At 67.4% G+C, this 14,570-nt stretch carries 14 protein-coding genes and 1 pseudogene; 8 read left to right on the top strand and 7 right to left on the bottom strand.

The features are described 5' to 3' along the window. Positions 1 to 105 precede the first annotated feature (105 nt). From gorA to BN1263_RS14880, 4 genes and pseudogenes are all read right to left on the bottom strand, one after another. Positions 106 to 1,464, bottom strand: a complete 1,359-nt coding sequence (gene gorA, locus BN1263_RS14890) for a glutathione-disulfide reductase (RefSeq protein WP_058982185.1) — start codon at positions 1,462 to 1,464, stop codon at positions 106 to 108. After that, positions 1,461 to 1,610 (bottom strand): annotated as a pseudogene (locus tag BN1263_RS20185) (amino acid dehydrogenase); the annotation flags it as partial. The gene gorA and the pseudogene BN1263_RS20185, both read right to left, overlap by 4 nt. Positions 1,611 to 1,621: 11 nt before the next feature. Further along, complete coding sequence (locus BN1263_RS14885; protein WP_058982182.1) at positions 1,622 to 2,866, bottom strand: DUF418 domain-containing protein; 1,245 nt, start codon at positions 2,864 to 2,866, stop codon at positions 1,622 to 1,624. 99 nt (positions 2,867 to 2,965) lie between these two features. After that, positions 2,966 to 3,448 (bottom strand): FKBP-type peptidyl-prolyl cis-trans isomerase, encoded by a 483-nt coding sequence (locus tag BN1263_RS14880; protein ID WP_058982180.1) that lies wholly within the window; start codon positions 3,446 to 3,448, stop codon positions 2,966 to 2,968. A gap of 111 nt (positions 3,449 to 3,559) precedes the next feature. On the opposite strand from BN1263_RS14880, the gene BN1263_RS14875 reads away from it, so the two are divergent. After that, positions 3,560 to 4,102: a C40 family peptidase gene (locus BN1263_RS14875; protein WP_058982204.1), complete on the top strand. Its 543-nt coding sequence runs from the start codon at positions 3,560 to 3,562 to the stop codon at positions 4,100 to 4,102. A gap of 130 nt (positions 4,103 to 4,232) precedes the next feature. Next, complete coding sequence (locus BN1263_RS14870) at positions 4,233 to 5,006, top strand: C40 family peptidase (RefSeq protein ID WP_005414115.1); 774 nt, start codon at positions 4,233 to 4,235, stop codon at positions 5,004 to 5,006. A 220-nt stretch (positions 5,007 to 5,226) separates the two neighbouring features. Here the strand turns inward: BN1263_RS14870 and BN1263_RS14865 are convergent, their stop codons facing one another. Beyond that, positions 5,227 to 6,561, bottom strand: coding sequence for a dicarboxylate/amino acid:cation symporter (locus BN1263_RS14865; protein ID WP_005410518.1), 1,335 nt, complete (start codon positions 6,559 to 6,561; stop codon positions 5,227 to 5,229). A gap of 153 nt (positions 6,562 to 6,714) precedes the next feature. Between BN1263_RS14865 and BN1263_RS14860 the strand changes: the two genes are divergently transcribed. From BN1263_RS14860 to BN1263_RS14840, 5 genes are all read left to right on the top strand, one after another. Next, the gene (locus tag BN1263_RS14860; RefSeq protein ID WP_058982178.1) at positions 6,715 to 8,421 is read left to right on the top strand and encodes an alkaline phosphatase; all 1,707 of its coding nucleotides are present in this window, start codon (positions 6,715 to 6,717) and stop codon (positions 8,419 to 8,421) included. Then, complete coding sequence (locus BN1263_RS14855; RefSeq protein ID WP_058982176.1) at positions 8,418 to 8,963, top strand: WG repeat-containing protein; 546 nt, start codon at positions 8,418 to 8,420, stop codon at positions 8,961 to 8,963. The genes BN1263_RS14860 and BN1263_RS14855 overlap by 4 nt, the downstream gene beginning before the upstream one ends. Before the next feature lie 540 nt (positions 8,964 to 9,503). After that, positions 9,504 to 10,790, top strand: a complete 1,287-nt coding sequence (gene tilS, locus BN1263_RS14850; RefSeq protein ID WP_251103119.1) for a tRNA lysidine(34) synthetase TilS — start codon at positions 9,504 to 9,506, stop codon at positions 10,788 to 10,790. A 36-nt stretch (positions 10,791 to 10,826) separates the two neighbouring features. Further along, positions 10,827 to 11,087, top strand: a complete 261-nt coding sequence (locus tag BN1263_RS14845) for an exodeoxyribonuclease VII small subunit (protein WP_005410522.1) — start codon at positions 10,827 to 10,829, stop codon at positions 11,085 to 11,087. Beyond that, the gene (locus BN1263_RS14840) at positions 11,077 to 11,955 is read left to right on the top strand and encodes a polyprenyl synthetase family protein (RefSeq protein ID WP_058982172.1); all 879 of its coding nucleotides are present in this window, start codon (positions 11,077 to 11,079) and stop codon (positions 11,953 to 11,955) included. Before BN1263_RS14845 ends, BN1263_RS14840 begins: the two co-directional genes overlap by 11 nt. 111 nt (positions 11,956 to 12,066) lie before the next feature. Here the strand turns inward: BN1263_RS14840 and BN1263_RS14835 are convergent, their stop codons facing one another. Together BN1263_RS14835 and pmbA are read right to left on the bottom strand one after the other, a co-directional pair. Continuing rightward, a complete protein-coding gene (locus tag BN1263_RS14835) occupies positions 12,067 to 12,438 on the bottom strand; it encodes a DUF4870 domain-containing protein (RefSeq protein WP_019662100.1) in 372 nt (123 codons plus the stop codon). A gap of 87 nt (positions 12,439 to 12,525) precedes the next feature. Beyond that, a complete protein-coding gene (pmbA, locus tag BN1263_RS14830; protein WP_058982170.1) occupies positions 12,526 to 13,893 on the bottom strand; it encodes a metalloprotease PmbA in 1,368 nt (455 codons plus the stop codon). A 67-nt stretch (positions 13,894 to 13,960) separates the two neighbouring features. On the opposite strand from pmbA, the gene yjgA reads away from it, so the two are divergent. After that, entirely contained in the window at positions 13,961 to 14,551 is a 591-nt protein-coding gene (yjgA, locus tag BN1263_RS14825; RefSeq protein ID WP_019662102.1) for a ribosome biogenesis factor YjgA, read from the top strand. The last annotated feature ends 19 nt before the right edge of the window (positions 14,552 to 14,570 follow it).

The following is a 14,570-nucleotide window of genomic DNA, read 5'->3' as shown; positions in this document are numbered from 1 at the left end:
GTCGCATGGGGGCGCCCGCTGACCTGTAGAGCCGAGCCCGCGCTCGGCGTCGCCAGGCCTGGGCGAAAGGCAGCCGAGCATGGCTCGGCCCTACAACGGCCCGGCTCAGCGCATCAGCACCACTTCCTCGGCCGAGGTCGGGTGGATCGCCACGGTGTCGTCGAACTGGGCCTTGGTCGCGCCCATCTTCACCGCCACCGCGAAGCCCTGCAGGATCTCGTCGGCCGCTTCGCCCAGCAGGTGGATGCCCACCACGCGTTCTTCCGGGCCGGCACAGACCATCTTGAACAGGCTGCGCTGGGGGCCGTTGGCCAGCGCCTGCAGCATCGGGCGGAAGCGGCTGTGGTAGACGCTCACCTGGTCGAAACGCCGGCGCGCTTCTTCCTCGCTCATGCCCACCGCGCCCAGCGGCGGATGCGAGAACACCACGCTGGCCACGTTCTCGTAATCCATTTTGGACTGCGGGCGGCCCCCGAACAGGCGGTCCATCAGCCGCCGCGACGCGGCCACCGCCACCGGGGTCAGGCCGACCTTGCCGGCGATGTCGCCGACCGCGTGCACGCTCGGCACACGGGTGGTCTGCCACTCGTCCACCTGCACCTGCTCGTGCTCGCCGATGTCGATACCGAGCGCTTCCAGACCCAGGCCACGGCTGTTGCCGCGGCGGCCGGCAGCGAAGAACACCGCATCGAACACGCTGTCGAGCGGGCCATCATGGCCGAATGCACGTACGCGCTCACCATCGCGCTGCAGTTCGCGCAGGCGATAGCCGAAATGGATGCGCACGCCCTGCTGCTTCAGGTTCTCGGCCAGCTGATCGGTCAGCTCGTAGTCGAAGCGATCCAGCAGCCGCTGACCGCGCACCAGCAGGCTCACCCTGCTGCCCAGTGCCTGCAGCAGGCCAGCCAGCTCCACCGCGATGTAACCACCACCGATGATCGCCACCTCGGCCGGTGCCGCGCGCAGATCGAAGAAATCATCGGAAACCAGGCCCAGTTCCGCGCCGGGAATGTCCGGGCGCAGCGGGTGCGCGCCGGTGGCGATCAGGATGTGTTCGGCGCTGTAGCGCACGCCATCGCTGCAGGCCACGGTGTGCGCATCGAGCAGATGGCCGCGCGCCGGAATGCGCACCACGCCGGTTTCGTCCAGGCGTTTGTGGTAGCTGGTGTGGATGTTGCTGATGTAGGCCTGGCGATGGATCACCAGTTCCTTCCACGACAGCGCCGGGCGTGCCTCGACATCGAAGCCCATCGCACTGGCCAGGCCGATGCGCTCATGCAGGTCAGCTGCCAGCCACATGGCCTTCTTCGGCACGCAACCGACGTTGACGCAGGTCCCACCCAGTTCGCCCGGCTCCAGCAGCGCCACGCGCTTGCCGTGCTGCGCGGCGCGGATCGCACCGGCCAGGCCGGCGGAGCCGCCGCCGAGGACGATCAGGTCGTAATCATAGGATGCAGTGCTCATCGGAATCGCTCGGGTCGGTAGGGGGCAGGGTCGATCACCGGCGTACGGACGCAGACGAGATCGGCGATCAGCTGGCCGTTGCCGGCGCTCATGCTGATGCCGAGCATGCCATGCCCCGCTGCAAGCCAGACGTGAGGATGCGCGCGCCCTGCATCGATCAGCCCTGCCCGGCTCCACGCCGCATCGGTGGCCACTGGCGGTAGGTCATTGCACGCCATAGCCATTCCACCGGACCAAAGCGGAAGCGCGCCAGCCAAGCGTGCGAAACAGCCACCTGCGCTGCGAACACCAGCAGCGCGAACAGCAACTGCACGCTGCGCGGCATCCGCTCGAACCCACCCAGGCCATAGTGGTAGAACAGCCAGGTACACAGCAACGACTGGGCCAGGTAGTGGGTCAATGCCATGCGCCCTACCGGCGCCAGCCATCCCAGCCGCGCGCGCCAACGCACGATCCACGCCAGGTAACCCAGGCACATCGGCAGCCCGCCGATCGTCACCAGTGCCATCGCTGCGGTCACCGGCAGGTCGTAGGCGCCCGGTGCCAGATACGGCTTCCAGGCAACGCCGAGCAGCGTGACCGCCAAGCCCAGCGGCAGCGCCACCCAACGCAACAGCACGTACAGCCGTGGGAAGCGCTCGGGTGATACCAGTGCACCGCTGCTGGCGAACCAGCTGCCGATCAGGAACATGCCCAGCACTTCCGGACCGGTAATCAGCAGCGCGCCCATCGACGATCCGAACTCGTGCAGGCGCTGCGCGGTGGCCTGCATCCAGCTGCCGTGCCCGTACACCAGGCGCTGCTGCGCGATGGCCTGCTGTGCTTCGGCAAGCATCTTCTGCATGTCTTCGGCCGAAGCCATCGACACCATCGCACCCACCAGCAACATCATCGCCACACCGCCGAGGTAGACGATCACGCCCATCCACGGCAGCCAGCTGCGCGGCGCCTCGCGGCAGGCCAGCAACGGCAATGAGACCAGTGCATACATCACCAGGATGTCGCCGGACCAGACCAGCAGTGCATGGCACAGGCCGATCAGCAGCAGGCCGGCGCTGCGGCGCAGGTAGAACGGGGTGAAGTCGCGCCCGGCCACCTCGGCGCGTTGCGCCATCACCGCAAAGCCGGCACCGAACAGCAGCGAGAACAGGGTGAAGAACTTGCCCTGCACGAACACATAGACGAAGGCGTCGGCCCAGTAATCGATGCCCCGCCAGTGCACGTCAATGCCGGTGAAGGCCAGGTCCAGCGGACCGCTGAAGGCCTCGATGTTCATCAGCAGGATGCCCAGCAGCGCGGCACCACGCAGCACGTCCAGCACGGCGATGCGTTGGCCGGAAGCCACCGGCTGCAGGGAAGGAGAAGCGGCGTTCACGGGGCGTCCGTCGGGCAGGCCCGCCATTATGCCGCCGGCCCGCGTGCCATGGATGGCCGCGCCGTGTTCCAGAAACGCAATGGCCCGCCGAAGCGGGCCGTTGCTGCCATCATGATCGCGCTGCGATCAGTGGTGGTGACCGCCGTCGCCGTGGACGTGGCCGTGGTCGATCTCTTCCTTGCCGGCTTCGCGCACATCGACGATTTCCACGTCGAAGTGCAGGTCCTTGCCGGCCATCGGGTGGTTCAGGTCGACGTCCACGACGCTCATGCCGACCTTCTGCACGGTCACCGCACGCGGGCCGAAGTTGGTCTGCAGCACCACCTGCTGGCCCGGGGCCAGCTTGGTGTTGCCGAAGTGCTTCTTCGGCACGCGCTGGGACAGGCCCTCGCGGCGCTCGCCGTAGGCATCGGCGGCCTTGACGTCGACGCTGAAGGTCGCGCCGGCTTCCTTGTCCATCATGGCGTTTTCCAGGCCCGGGATGATGTTGCCATGGCCGATCAGGATCGCCAGCGGCTCGCCGCGGTCCTTGGACGATTCAATCGGCTCCTGGCCGACTTCGGAAACGGTGTAGTGGAAGCGGACAACGCGGTCTTTTTCGATCTTCATGCGCAACTCTGTCTGGATCTGCCGGAGGCAGGCGGGTTGGGGCGGGTTGTCGCCCGACGGGGACGCCGCCATCATGACGGCCATTCCAAGGTGGCGCATTATCCGGAGATCATGCACATCACGCCAGTTTCGTCCGGCCCGCGCCGGTTCCTTGCCCCGGCCCTGCTGCTGGCCCTGCCCCTGCTGATGACCGCCTGTGGCGGCGGCAAGGCCACCCGCCCGGCGCCGCCGCCACCGTCGACGGCGAACTGGCCAAAGACCGTGCCGGACAACCCCGAGGCCGCCAACTCGGTGCTGATGCGTGCCATCAGCCTGGTCGGCACGCCCTACCGCTATGGCGGCAACACCCCGGACTCGGGCTTCGACTGCAGCGGGCTGGTCGCCTATGTCTATCGCGAGATGCTGGACCTGCGGCTGCCGCGCACCTCGCGCGACCTGGCGGCGGTACAGGGCCCCAGGATCGATCCGCAACGCTTGGCCACCGGCGACCTGGTGTTCTTCGGCAGCCGCGGCAGCGTCACCCACGTGGGCATCTATGTAGGGGAAGGGCGTTTTGTGCACGCGCCGAGTACCGGCGGTACGGTTCGCCTGGACTCGCTCAGTGGCCCCTACTGGAAAGACCACTACACGGGCGCGAAACGTGTCCTTCGCTAAGCTGAACAGGCGATATGTTTAAAATTGTGACATCCGTCACTATATAAATAACGATTTTATAACGGAATTTTTAACTTATCCGCGCTTTTACAGGGCATGATGCCCCATCGTTTTTTCCTGTGACCGACGCGTGACGACTGACGACCTGAAAAGCGAAGGCCAGACTTCCGTATCTTCACGTAGTGCCCGCCCGCTGTTGCTTGGCCTGGCACTGTGCCTGACCAGCCTTCCGGCCTGGTCGCAGACTGCTCCAAACCGTTCCGATGTGACCCCGGCCCCGGTGGCCGAGAGCACCGCCCGACCGGCCGCCAAGGCCGAGGCTGCCGCTCCGCAGCGCAGCCGCGTCGATGCCGCCGCCAGTGCCACGCTGGCCGCCCTGCTGCCGCACCTGGCCGCCAACGACACCATTCCGCTGATGGATCGCTCGGCCGTGGTGGCCGGTGACCTCAGCCGCCTGCTCGCCAACTACGACACCAGCAGCGCCGCCAATGGGAGCGTCGTCGGCACCGCCGCCGACAACGGCAAGGTGCAGTCGCTGCTGCGCCGAGCGATGACCCTGCTGGGCACCCCGTACCGTTGGGGTGGCAGCAACCCGGACAGCGGTTTCGACTGCAGCGGCCTGGTCGGCTATGTGTTCCGTTCGGCGCTGGGCATCGAGTTGCCGCGCGTCTCGCGCGAGATGGCGCACGATGACAACGCCGAACTGATCAACGACCGCACCGCGCTGGCGGCGGGCGACCTGGTCTTCTTCGGCCGCAAGGGCCGCGTCGACCACGTCGGCATCTATGTCGGCGACGGCCGCTTCCTGCACGCCCCCAGCTCGGGCAAGGATGTGCGCGTGGACACCCTGCTCAGTGGTTACTGGGGCAACAAGTTCATGCAGGCCCGCCGGGTGGATCTCTGACCCGCTGGCGCTAGAGCGCCGCCTGATGCGAGAAGCCGCTGCCCTGCAGCGGCTTTTTTGTTGGGCCCGTAATGGTGGGTAGCTGCCGACCTTGGTCGCCACCGGCTCCATCCATGCATGGCATGGATCTACCAAGGCCTACCTTGGCCGCCACCGCGCCAGCCAGCCCCCAAACAAAAGGCCCGCCGGTCAGGGCGGACCTTTCATCTCCAAGCAAACCTCAACCGCGTGGTGGTGTCGGGTCGGGATCATCCACGCCCACGTTGCTGGACGGGTTGTCGTACACCGCCTGGTCAAGCAGCCCGGTCTCCTTGGCCACGATCACCGGTACCAGCATCTGGCCTGTCACGTTCGTCATCGTGCGCATCATGTCCAGGATGCGATCAATGGCATACAGGTAGCCGATGGTCTCCAGCGGCAGGTTGGCCGCACTCAGCACCACCGTAGCCATGATCACCGCAGTACCCGGCACGCCGGCGGTACCGAAGCTGCCCAGCACCGAGGCGATCAGCACCACCACGTACTGCTCCGGAGTCAGCGGCACACCGCTGTACTGCGCGATGAACACCGCGCACAGCGCCGGGTAGATCGCGCCGCAGCCGTCCATCTTGATGCTGGCGCCCAGTGGCACCGCGAACGAACCGTAGTCCTTGTTCACGCCCAGGTTGTGGGTGATCGAGCGCAGCGCCACCGGCATCGCGGCGAAGCTGGACGAGCTGACAAACGCGACCTGCATGCCCGGCGCCGCACCGCGGAAGAACTTCAGCGGATTCAGGCCATGCGCCAGCAGCAGTGCGCTGTAGACCACCACGATGTGCAGGGCGCAGGCCACGTACAGGGCCAGCACGAAATGCCCCAGCGGCAGCAGCTTCTCGAAGCCATAGCTGCCGACCAGGCCGGCGATCAGGCCGAAGGTGCCGATCGGGGTGACTTCCAGCACGAAGCGGGTCACCTGGATCATGATGTCGCTCATCTGGCCGACCAGCTTGCGCGCCTCGGTCACCTTCTCGCCGAGCTTGACGATGGCAAAGCCGACCAGGCCGGCAAAGAAGATCACCGGCAGGATCGAGCCCCGGCCAGCCGCCAGCACGGTCTCACCGGCCGCATTGACCTTGGTGCCGATGCCGGACAGCGCGTAGAAAACATTGGCCGGCACCACGTCCAGCAGCACCTGCACCACGCTGGGGACCTCGCGCGGCACGTAGTTGCTGGCCATGGTCAGCTGCAGGCCACCGGCGCCGGGCTGCAGCACGGTACCCACGCCCAGGCCGACGCATACCGCCAACGCGGCGGTGATCACGAACCACAGGAAGGTGCGGCCACTGAGCGCGGCGACCGACTTCTGCCCGTGCAGCGATGAGATCGCGTTGATGACCGCGAAGAACACCAGCGGAACGGCGATCATCTTGATCAGGGTGACATACAGCTCACCGAGCGGGCCAAACCACGTTTCCGCGGCCGGGCCAAGCGCCCAGCCGGCCAGCGCACCGAGCACGAAGCCACCGACCACGCGCTGCCAGAATGGAATCCGCAGCCAGGCAGAGACCAGCTTCATAGGCAATCCAGAGGGAAGGAAGGGATGCTGGCACGATAGTCCAAAGCGGCCTGCGGAACGACCGCCGGGCCGGCAAATCAGTGTGTCATCGGCGTGCCTTGCTGGGGCGGGCATAATGAATGTCCCGTTACAGTTTGTGAGATCCCAGCGTCCATGCGCCGTTCCGTCTCCCTGTTGGCCGCCTGCGCCACCACCCTGCTGCTGGGCGCCTGCGCCAGCACCACCCCCGCCTCTGCCCCGGCTGGCCTGAAGGTCGCCGTCGATCCCGTCGCCCACCCGGCCGGCGAAACCCCGCAGTGGTGGTACCGCAGCGGCGCTGCCCAGGCCGCCGCCAACGGCGCGATGTCCGGCAAGGCCAAGAACGTCATCCTGTTCCTCGGCGACGGCATGAGCCTGACCACCGTGGCCGCCTCGCGCATCTACGAGGGCCAGCGCAAGGGGGGCTCCGGTGAAGAGAACCTGCTGTCCTGGGAGCGCTTCCCGGCCACGGCGTTCAGCAAGACCTACAACACCGATTCCCAGACCCCGGATTCGGCCGGCACCATGACCGCCATCACCACCGGTGTGAAGACCCACATGGGTGCGATCGGCGTCAGCGCCGGCAGCCGCACCGACTGTGCCGACAGCCTGTCCAAGGGCCTGCTGACCTGGCTGCAGCTGGCCGACAGCGCCGGTCTGGCCACCGGCGTGGTGTCCACCGCGCGCCTGACCCACGCCACCCCGGCCGCGACCTACGCGCACTCGCCCGAGCGCAACTGGGAAAACGATACCGACCTGACTGAAGCGGCGAAGGCGGCCGGCTGCAAGGACATCGCCCAGCAGCTGCTGTCGACTTCGCGCTACGGGCGCGGCCCGCTGGTCGCCCTCGGCGGCGGGCGCGGGGAATTCACCACCGTGGAAGAGCGCGACCCGGAGTACGACGACAAGGTCGGCCAGCGACTGGATGGGCGCAGCCTGGTGCAGGAATGGCAGCAGGCCCATCCGCACGGCGCCTACGTGTGGAACAGCAAGCAGCTGGCCGCCGCCGCCGACGCACCGGCGATCCTCGGCCTGTTTGAACCGGACCACATGCGCTACGAGTACGAGCGCCCGCAGGATCCGGGCGGTGAGCCGAGCCTGGCCGAACTGACCGCAGCGGCGATCAAGAATCTGTCGAGGCACCCGGAAGGCTACGTGCTGATGATCGAAGGCGCACGCATCGATCACGCCAACCACAGCGGCAACGCCTACCGTGCACTGACCGAAACCGTGGCGCTGTCCGATGCGGTGCGCGTGGCCAGCGAGCTGACCTCGGCCGACGACACCCTGATCATCGTTACCGCCGACCACTCGCACACGCTGAACTTCGTCGGCTACCCGGCGCGCGGCAACCCGATCCTGGGCAAGGTGAAGGACAAGGGCGGCGAAGATGGCGCCGGCAAGCTGGACTACGCACTGGACGGCACCGGCCAGCCGTACACCACGCTGAGCTACGCCAATGGCCCGGGCCACACCGGCAGCAGCAACCAGCAGCCGGCCGGCCCGAAGCGCTATCCGCACAACCCGAGCAGCTTCGAACCGGCCGACGGCCGCCCGAACCTGCGCGAAGTCGACACCGAGCATCCGGACTACATGCAGGAAGCGCTGGTGCCGATGAAATCCGAGTCGCACGGTGGCGAGGACGTCGGCATCTGGGCGCGCGGCCCGGGCAGCAAGGCGATCCGCGGCACGCTGGAACAGAACGCCATCTACCACATGATCGTGCAGGCCACTCCGGCCCTGCGCGAGCGCCTGTGCCAGGCCGGCACCTGCGATGACAAGGGCGTGCCGGTGCAGCTGCCGGCACCGACCGCGTTCGAGCGCAAGGCCGAGGCCAAGTGATCGCACGGCAGGCCCGCCCTGACGCTGCCAGCGGCCGCTTCGCGCGGTCGCTGGCCCTGCTTGGCATGCTGGTCAGCGCCACTGCAGCGGCACAGGCACCGGCATGCAGGCTGCTGACCGACGAACACGGGTTGTGGCCGCTGCCCAACTGCGAGGTGATCGATCACCGGCCGAAGATCAGCGCCGATGCGCTGAAGGACCTGAACTACGACGACCACGGTCTGGCGGTGGTGTACGCCGACCAGGGTTTCCACTACGTCGACCGCAAGGGCCGCAGCCTGCCGGTGCTGACCTGGGACAACGGCCCGGAGACGCCGCAGGAAGGCCTGCTGCGCGGCCGCGTCGGCGACCGCGTGGGCTACTTCGACCTGACGTTCCGCCAGGTGGTGCCCGGCACCTTCGATTTCGGGTGGCCGTTCCAGGATGGCGTGGCCGAGGTCTGCAATGGCTGCCGCCGCGGCACGCCGGATGCCGACGGCCACACGCCGATGGAAGGCGGAGAGCGGTTCCGGATCGACCGCTCGGGTCGTCGGGTGAAGTAGGTTTTCGGCAGGGCTGCGCCCTGCACCTGCAGACGCAACGGCAACGGCGGAAGCAACAGCAACAGCGTGCATTCCGTGGGATGGCGGGGCACTGTGGGTTTGCGGGGACGGCGCAAGTACGTCCATGTAGCCTTGGTCGCCGCATCCGTGCGGCTCACACCCCGCAAACCCACAGTGCCCCGCCTTCGACAGTTTTCCGGTGGCCAGTAGATCCACGCCATGCGTGGATCAGATCTGTCAGATATCGAATTGAATCCGGGGTCAGATCCGTTTTCCGCAGGAAAACGGATCTGACCCCAAGAGCAATTCCGACAGTTCGCAGGAAACTGTCGAAGGCGGGGTGGGTCCGGTTGCGGGAGTGTCCGCGGCATGGATGCCGCGGCCAAGCCCCCAAGGACGGGTTTACGGCGTCTCCCGCAACCGGGCCCACCCCGCCATCCTTCAGGAACCCAGCTTCTGCTGTTGCTGTTGCTGTTGCTGTGCTCTGGATCGTAGCGGGTGCAGGGCGCAGCCCTGCCGAGCAACCCTATACTTGCCGCCGTGACTGCCTTCCCTGCCCTTGTTCCGCTGGATGCTCCCCTGCTGGTGGGCTACAGCGGTGGTGTCGACTCCACCGTGCTGCTGCACTGGCTGTGGCGCTGCGCCCAGGCTTCCGGCACGGCGCTGCGTGCGGTGCACGTACACCACGGCCTGCAACCAGCAGCCGACGACTGGGTACGGCATTGCCAGCAGCAGTGCGCAGCACTGGGCATCAAGCTGGCCGTGCGCCACGTACAGATCGACAAAACCACAGGCCTGGGCCTCGAAGGCGCAGCGCGCGAAGCACGACGTGCAGCGTTCACTGCTGAACTGCGCGAAGGCGAAACACTGGCGCTGGCACAGCACCAGGACGATCAGGCCGAGACCTTCCTGCTCCGCGCGCTGCGCGGCTCCGGTGTCGATGGCCTTGCCGCGATGGCCGATGACAGTCAGCTCGGTACGCACCGCCTGTGGCGTCCCTTGCTGCATGCACCGCGCACCGCACTGCTCGACTATGCCCGGCAACACGCGCTGCGTTGGATCGAGGATCCCAGCAACGCCGAAGACCACGCCGATCGCAACTTCCTTCGCCTGCAGGTACTGCCACTGTTGCGCCAGCGCTGGCCGCACGCCGCCGCCGCGTTGGCCGGCAGCGTCCTGCATTGCCGGCAGACCCGCGAACTGCTGGATGAAGAAGACGCCGAGCTGATCACACACCTGGAAGTCGCTCCACGCGTGCTGTCGCTGCAGTTACTGCGTCAGGTGTCACCGGGCCGCGCCGCACGCGTGCTGCGTGCTTGGGTGATCGGCCATGGGGCCGCCCCACTGCCGGCCACGGTGCTGCAGCAGGCGCTGGGCGAGCTGCTGCCAGCCGGCAACGATCGCCAGGCGCGGGTGCGCTGGCACGATCATGCCATCCAGCAATGGCGCGATCATGCCTATCTCCTGCCCGCGCAGCTGCCGGCGCTTCCCCATGATTGGCAGGCCGGATGGGATGGACGCGCGCCATTGGCGCTGCCCGATGGCGGTCAGCTGCACCTGCACGGCGCCGAGGCCTTCGAACGGCCGCTCCAGGTCCGTGCGCGTGTGGGCGGCGAACGCATCCTGCTGCCCGGTCGCCAGCATTCGCATGCGCTGAAGGACTGCCTGCAACGCGAACACCTTGCCCCCTGGCGACGCGCCCAGCTGCCGCTGGTCTTCGATGGAGCGCAGCTGCTTGCCGCCGCCGACGTGGTCATCGCAGCTCCCCTGCAGGCCTGGTTGCAGGCCCACGACGCGCAGCTGCAGTGGCGTCCCGGCGGCTGGTGAATTGACCCCCGCGCGCGGCCCGTCCACACTTGCCGCATGGCCAAGAAGTCCCCCGAAAACGCCTCCCCGGTCGCCCAGTTCGAGCAGTCGCTCGAATCGCTGGAGCAGCTGGTGGAGCAGATGGAAACCGGCGAGCTGAGCCTGGAAGCCTCGCTCAGTGCTTACGAACGCGGCGTCGGTCTGTACCGTCAGTGCCAGCAGGCGCTGGAGCAGGCCGAACTGCGCGTGCGCCTGCTCAGCGATCCGGCGCAGCCGGAAGCATCCGAGCCGTTCGATCCGCCCAGCCATGACGGCTGAAGCCCTGTTCGCGCGCTGGCGCGACCGCATCGAGAGCCAGCTCGACGCCGCCCTGCCCTCGCCCGCCGAGGCCCCGCAGCGCCTGCACCAGGCGATGCGCTACTCGGTGCTGGGTGGCGGCAAGCGCATGCGGCCGCTGCTGGTGTACGCCAGTGGCCACCTGTTCGGCGCGCAACTGGAGCACCTGGACGCGGCCGCGATGTCCGTCGAGCTGATCCACGCCTATTCGCTGGTGCATGACGACCTGCCGGCGATGGACGACGATGCCCTGCGCCGCGGCAAGCCGACCACCCACATCGCCTTCGACGAAGCTACCGCGATCCTCGCCGGTGACGCCCTGCAGACCCGTGCCTTTGGCCTGCTGGCCGATGCGCCGCTGACGGCCACGCTGCGCGTGGCCTGCCTGCAGACCCTGGCCCACGCGTCCGGTGCCTCCGGCATGTGCGGCGGCCAGGCGCTGGACATCGATGCCACCGGCCAGCAACAGACGCTGGCGGCATTGACCCGCATGCATGCGCTGAAGACCGGCGCCCTGATCCGCGCGGCGGTGCGCATGGGTGCGCTGTGCGGCCAGGCCCACGAACCGCAGCTGGCCCAGCTCGACAGTTTCGCCGATGCACTCGGCCTGGCCTTCCAGGTCCGTGATGACATCCTGGATGTGGAAGCCAGTTCTGAACAACTGGGCAAGACCGCCGGCAAGGACCAGGCACAGGAAAAGAGCACCTTCCCGGCGCTGCTGGGCATGGACGGCGCCAAGGCACAGCTGCGCGAACTGGCAGCGCGCATGCAGGCAACCCTGGCCGGCCATGGCGAGGAAGCCGATCCGCTGCGCGCGCTGGCAACGCTGGCGGTGGAGCGCAATCACTGATTGCTGGCGGCGACGCTGCCGCACTGCGCTCACCGCGCTTGGCCCGGCACGAGCGCCAAACAACAACGCCCGGCAATGCCGGGCGTTGCATGTATCCGCGTGCGGACGAACTTACTTGATCAGGCGCAGCGCGAACGGGTAGCGGTACGCCTCGCCGTTGTTGGCCTTGACGGCGGCAATGATGCAGAACACCAGGCTGACCAGACCAACGATCGGCATCAGGATCGCGCCGATGACGACGATGGTCAGGATCATGCAGATGACCATGGCGATGGCCACGGTGATCTGGAAGTTCAGCGCTTCCTTGGCCTGGTCGGTCACAAAGGCCTTGCCCGCATCATCCTTGTTGATCAGCCAGATGATCAGCGCGCCGATGAAGCCGGTGAAGATGCCCAGCAGGTGCGCAGCCAGCGCCATGGTGCGCTGGTCGGCCGGGGCCTCGGTGGTCGCCGGCGGCGGCGGGACGTTATCGAATTCGCTCACGACAAAACTCCTTTTCATTGGGTGGTCTTGACCCACCAGCACCAAGCTGGCTGCGTCAGGCGGGCATAGCTTACGCCATCGACGCCATCAATCATTACCGGCAATGGTCATCCGCCCCACCAGGATCGAGCCGGTGCGGATGTGCGAGCGCGGGTCAACATCGCTGCCCACCGCTTCGATGCTGCTGAACATCTCGCGCAGGTTGCCGGCGATGGTGATGCCATCCACCGGGTACTGGATCTCGCCATTCTCGACCCGGAAGCCACCGGCGCCCCGCGAATAGTCGCCGGTCACCCCGTTGACGCCCTGCCCCATCAGCTCGGTCACCAGCAGGCCATTGCCCATCTGCCGGGTGATGTCCTGCAGCGCGCCAGCATTGGCGGCCAACTGCAGGTTGTGCACGCCACCGGCATTGGCGGTGGTCTGCAGGCCCAGCTTGCGTGCCGAGTAGCTGCCCAGCACGTAGCGCTGCAGGACGCCGTCACGCACCAACGCCGAAGCTCGGGTGGCCACGCCATCGCCATCGAAGGCGGCCGAACGCAGGCCACGGCGCAGGTGAGGCAGTTCCTCGATCTGCATCCAGCCGGGGAACAACTGCAGGCCGACGCTGTCCAGCAGGAAGCTGGCCTGGCGGTACAGGGCACCGCCAGACACCGCCGACAACAGGTGGCCGACCAGGCTGCGCGCCACTTCCGGGGCGAACAACACCGGCATGCTGCCGGTGGCCATCGAGCGAGGCTGCAGGCGGGCGACGGTGCGCTCGGCAGCACGACGACCGACCAGGCCCACCTCCTCCAGATCCTCGCGGGCCAGCGCACTGGTGTACCAGCCATCGCGCTGCATGCCATCTCCTTGGCCGGCAATCAGCGCACAGCCCACCGAATGATGGGTGCCGCGCTCACGGCCGATGAAACCATGCGAATTGGCATAGACCGACAGGCTCTGCATGCTTGACACCGAAGCGCCGTCGGAATTGCGGATCTGCGCATCGGCCTCGCGGCCTGCGTTCTCACAGGCCAGGGCCAGGTCCACCGCCTCGTCGGCCTGCAGCGCCCACGGGTGCCAGGCATCCAGATCCGGGAAGTCGGTGGCCATCAACGCGGCCTCGGCCAAGCCGGCAGCCGGGTCATCTTCGGTATGCCGGGCGATCGCACAGGCCTGTTCGACCGTGGCGGCAAGGCTGGCCTCGTTCAGGTCGCCAGTGCTGGCACTGCCCTTGCGTTGCCCGAAATAGACGGTGACGGCGATACCGCGGTCACGGGTGGACTGCACGGTCTCAACCTCGCCAAGGCGGACATTGACCTCCAGGCCACGATCCTCGCTGCAGCTGACCTCGGCCTGGCTGGCGCCCAGCGAGCGGGCACGGTCGAGCAGCTGCTGGGAGAGGTCGGCCAGCCGTTCCAGCCGGGCCGCGCTGTCGTCGCCGACGACCACTTCAGGGGCGATCACGTTCAATGCTTTATCCTGTACGGGTTGGGCCCGGCATCACGCCGGGCGACTTTTTTGAAATCAGGTATGGACGATGCGCGGACGCGACGAAGAAACCGGTGAATTCCACGACAAGAGCCGCAGCCAGAACCGGCGCGACGCGCTCGACGTCCTGGCCCTGGGCGAGAAGCTGGTGTCGTTGACCCCGGCCCAGCTGGCGCGCCTGCCGATCCCGGAAGACCTGCTGCCGCATATCGCCGAGTGCAAGCGCATCACCGCCCACATCGCCCACAAGCGCCAGCTGGCGTTCCTGGCCAAGCACATGCGGCGCGAAGAAGAGGCCACGCTGGATGCGATCCGCGACGCGCTGGACGCCAACAGCGAGACCGGCCGCCGCGAAGTGGCAATGATGCATCGCGTTGAGGACTGGCGCGACCGCCTGTTGGCCGAGGGTGACAAGGCACTGGCGGCCCTTCTCGACGATTATCCGCAGGCCGATCGCCAGCAGCTGCGCACGCTGGTGCGCAACGCGCAGGCCGAAAAGGCCAGGAACAAGCCGCCGCGCGCCTACCGTGAGATTTTCCAGGTGCTGCGCGGCCTGATGCTGCCGGCCGCGCTGGGCCTGAAGACGGCGGGCGACGAAGACGCCGGCCACGTCGAGACCGACGAAGCCGACGAGGACTGAGTCCGCGCCGGTCGGGGCG

The sequence above is a fragment of the Stenotrophomonas thermophila genome (assembly GCF_001499715.1).
Taxonomy (GTDB): Bacteria; Pseudomonadota; Gammaproteobacteria; order Xanthomonadales; family Xanthomonadaceae; genus Stenotrophomonas; species Stenotrophomonas hibiscicola.
This window is presented reverse-complemented; position numbering and strand designations above follow the sequence as displayed.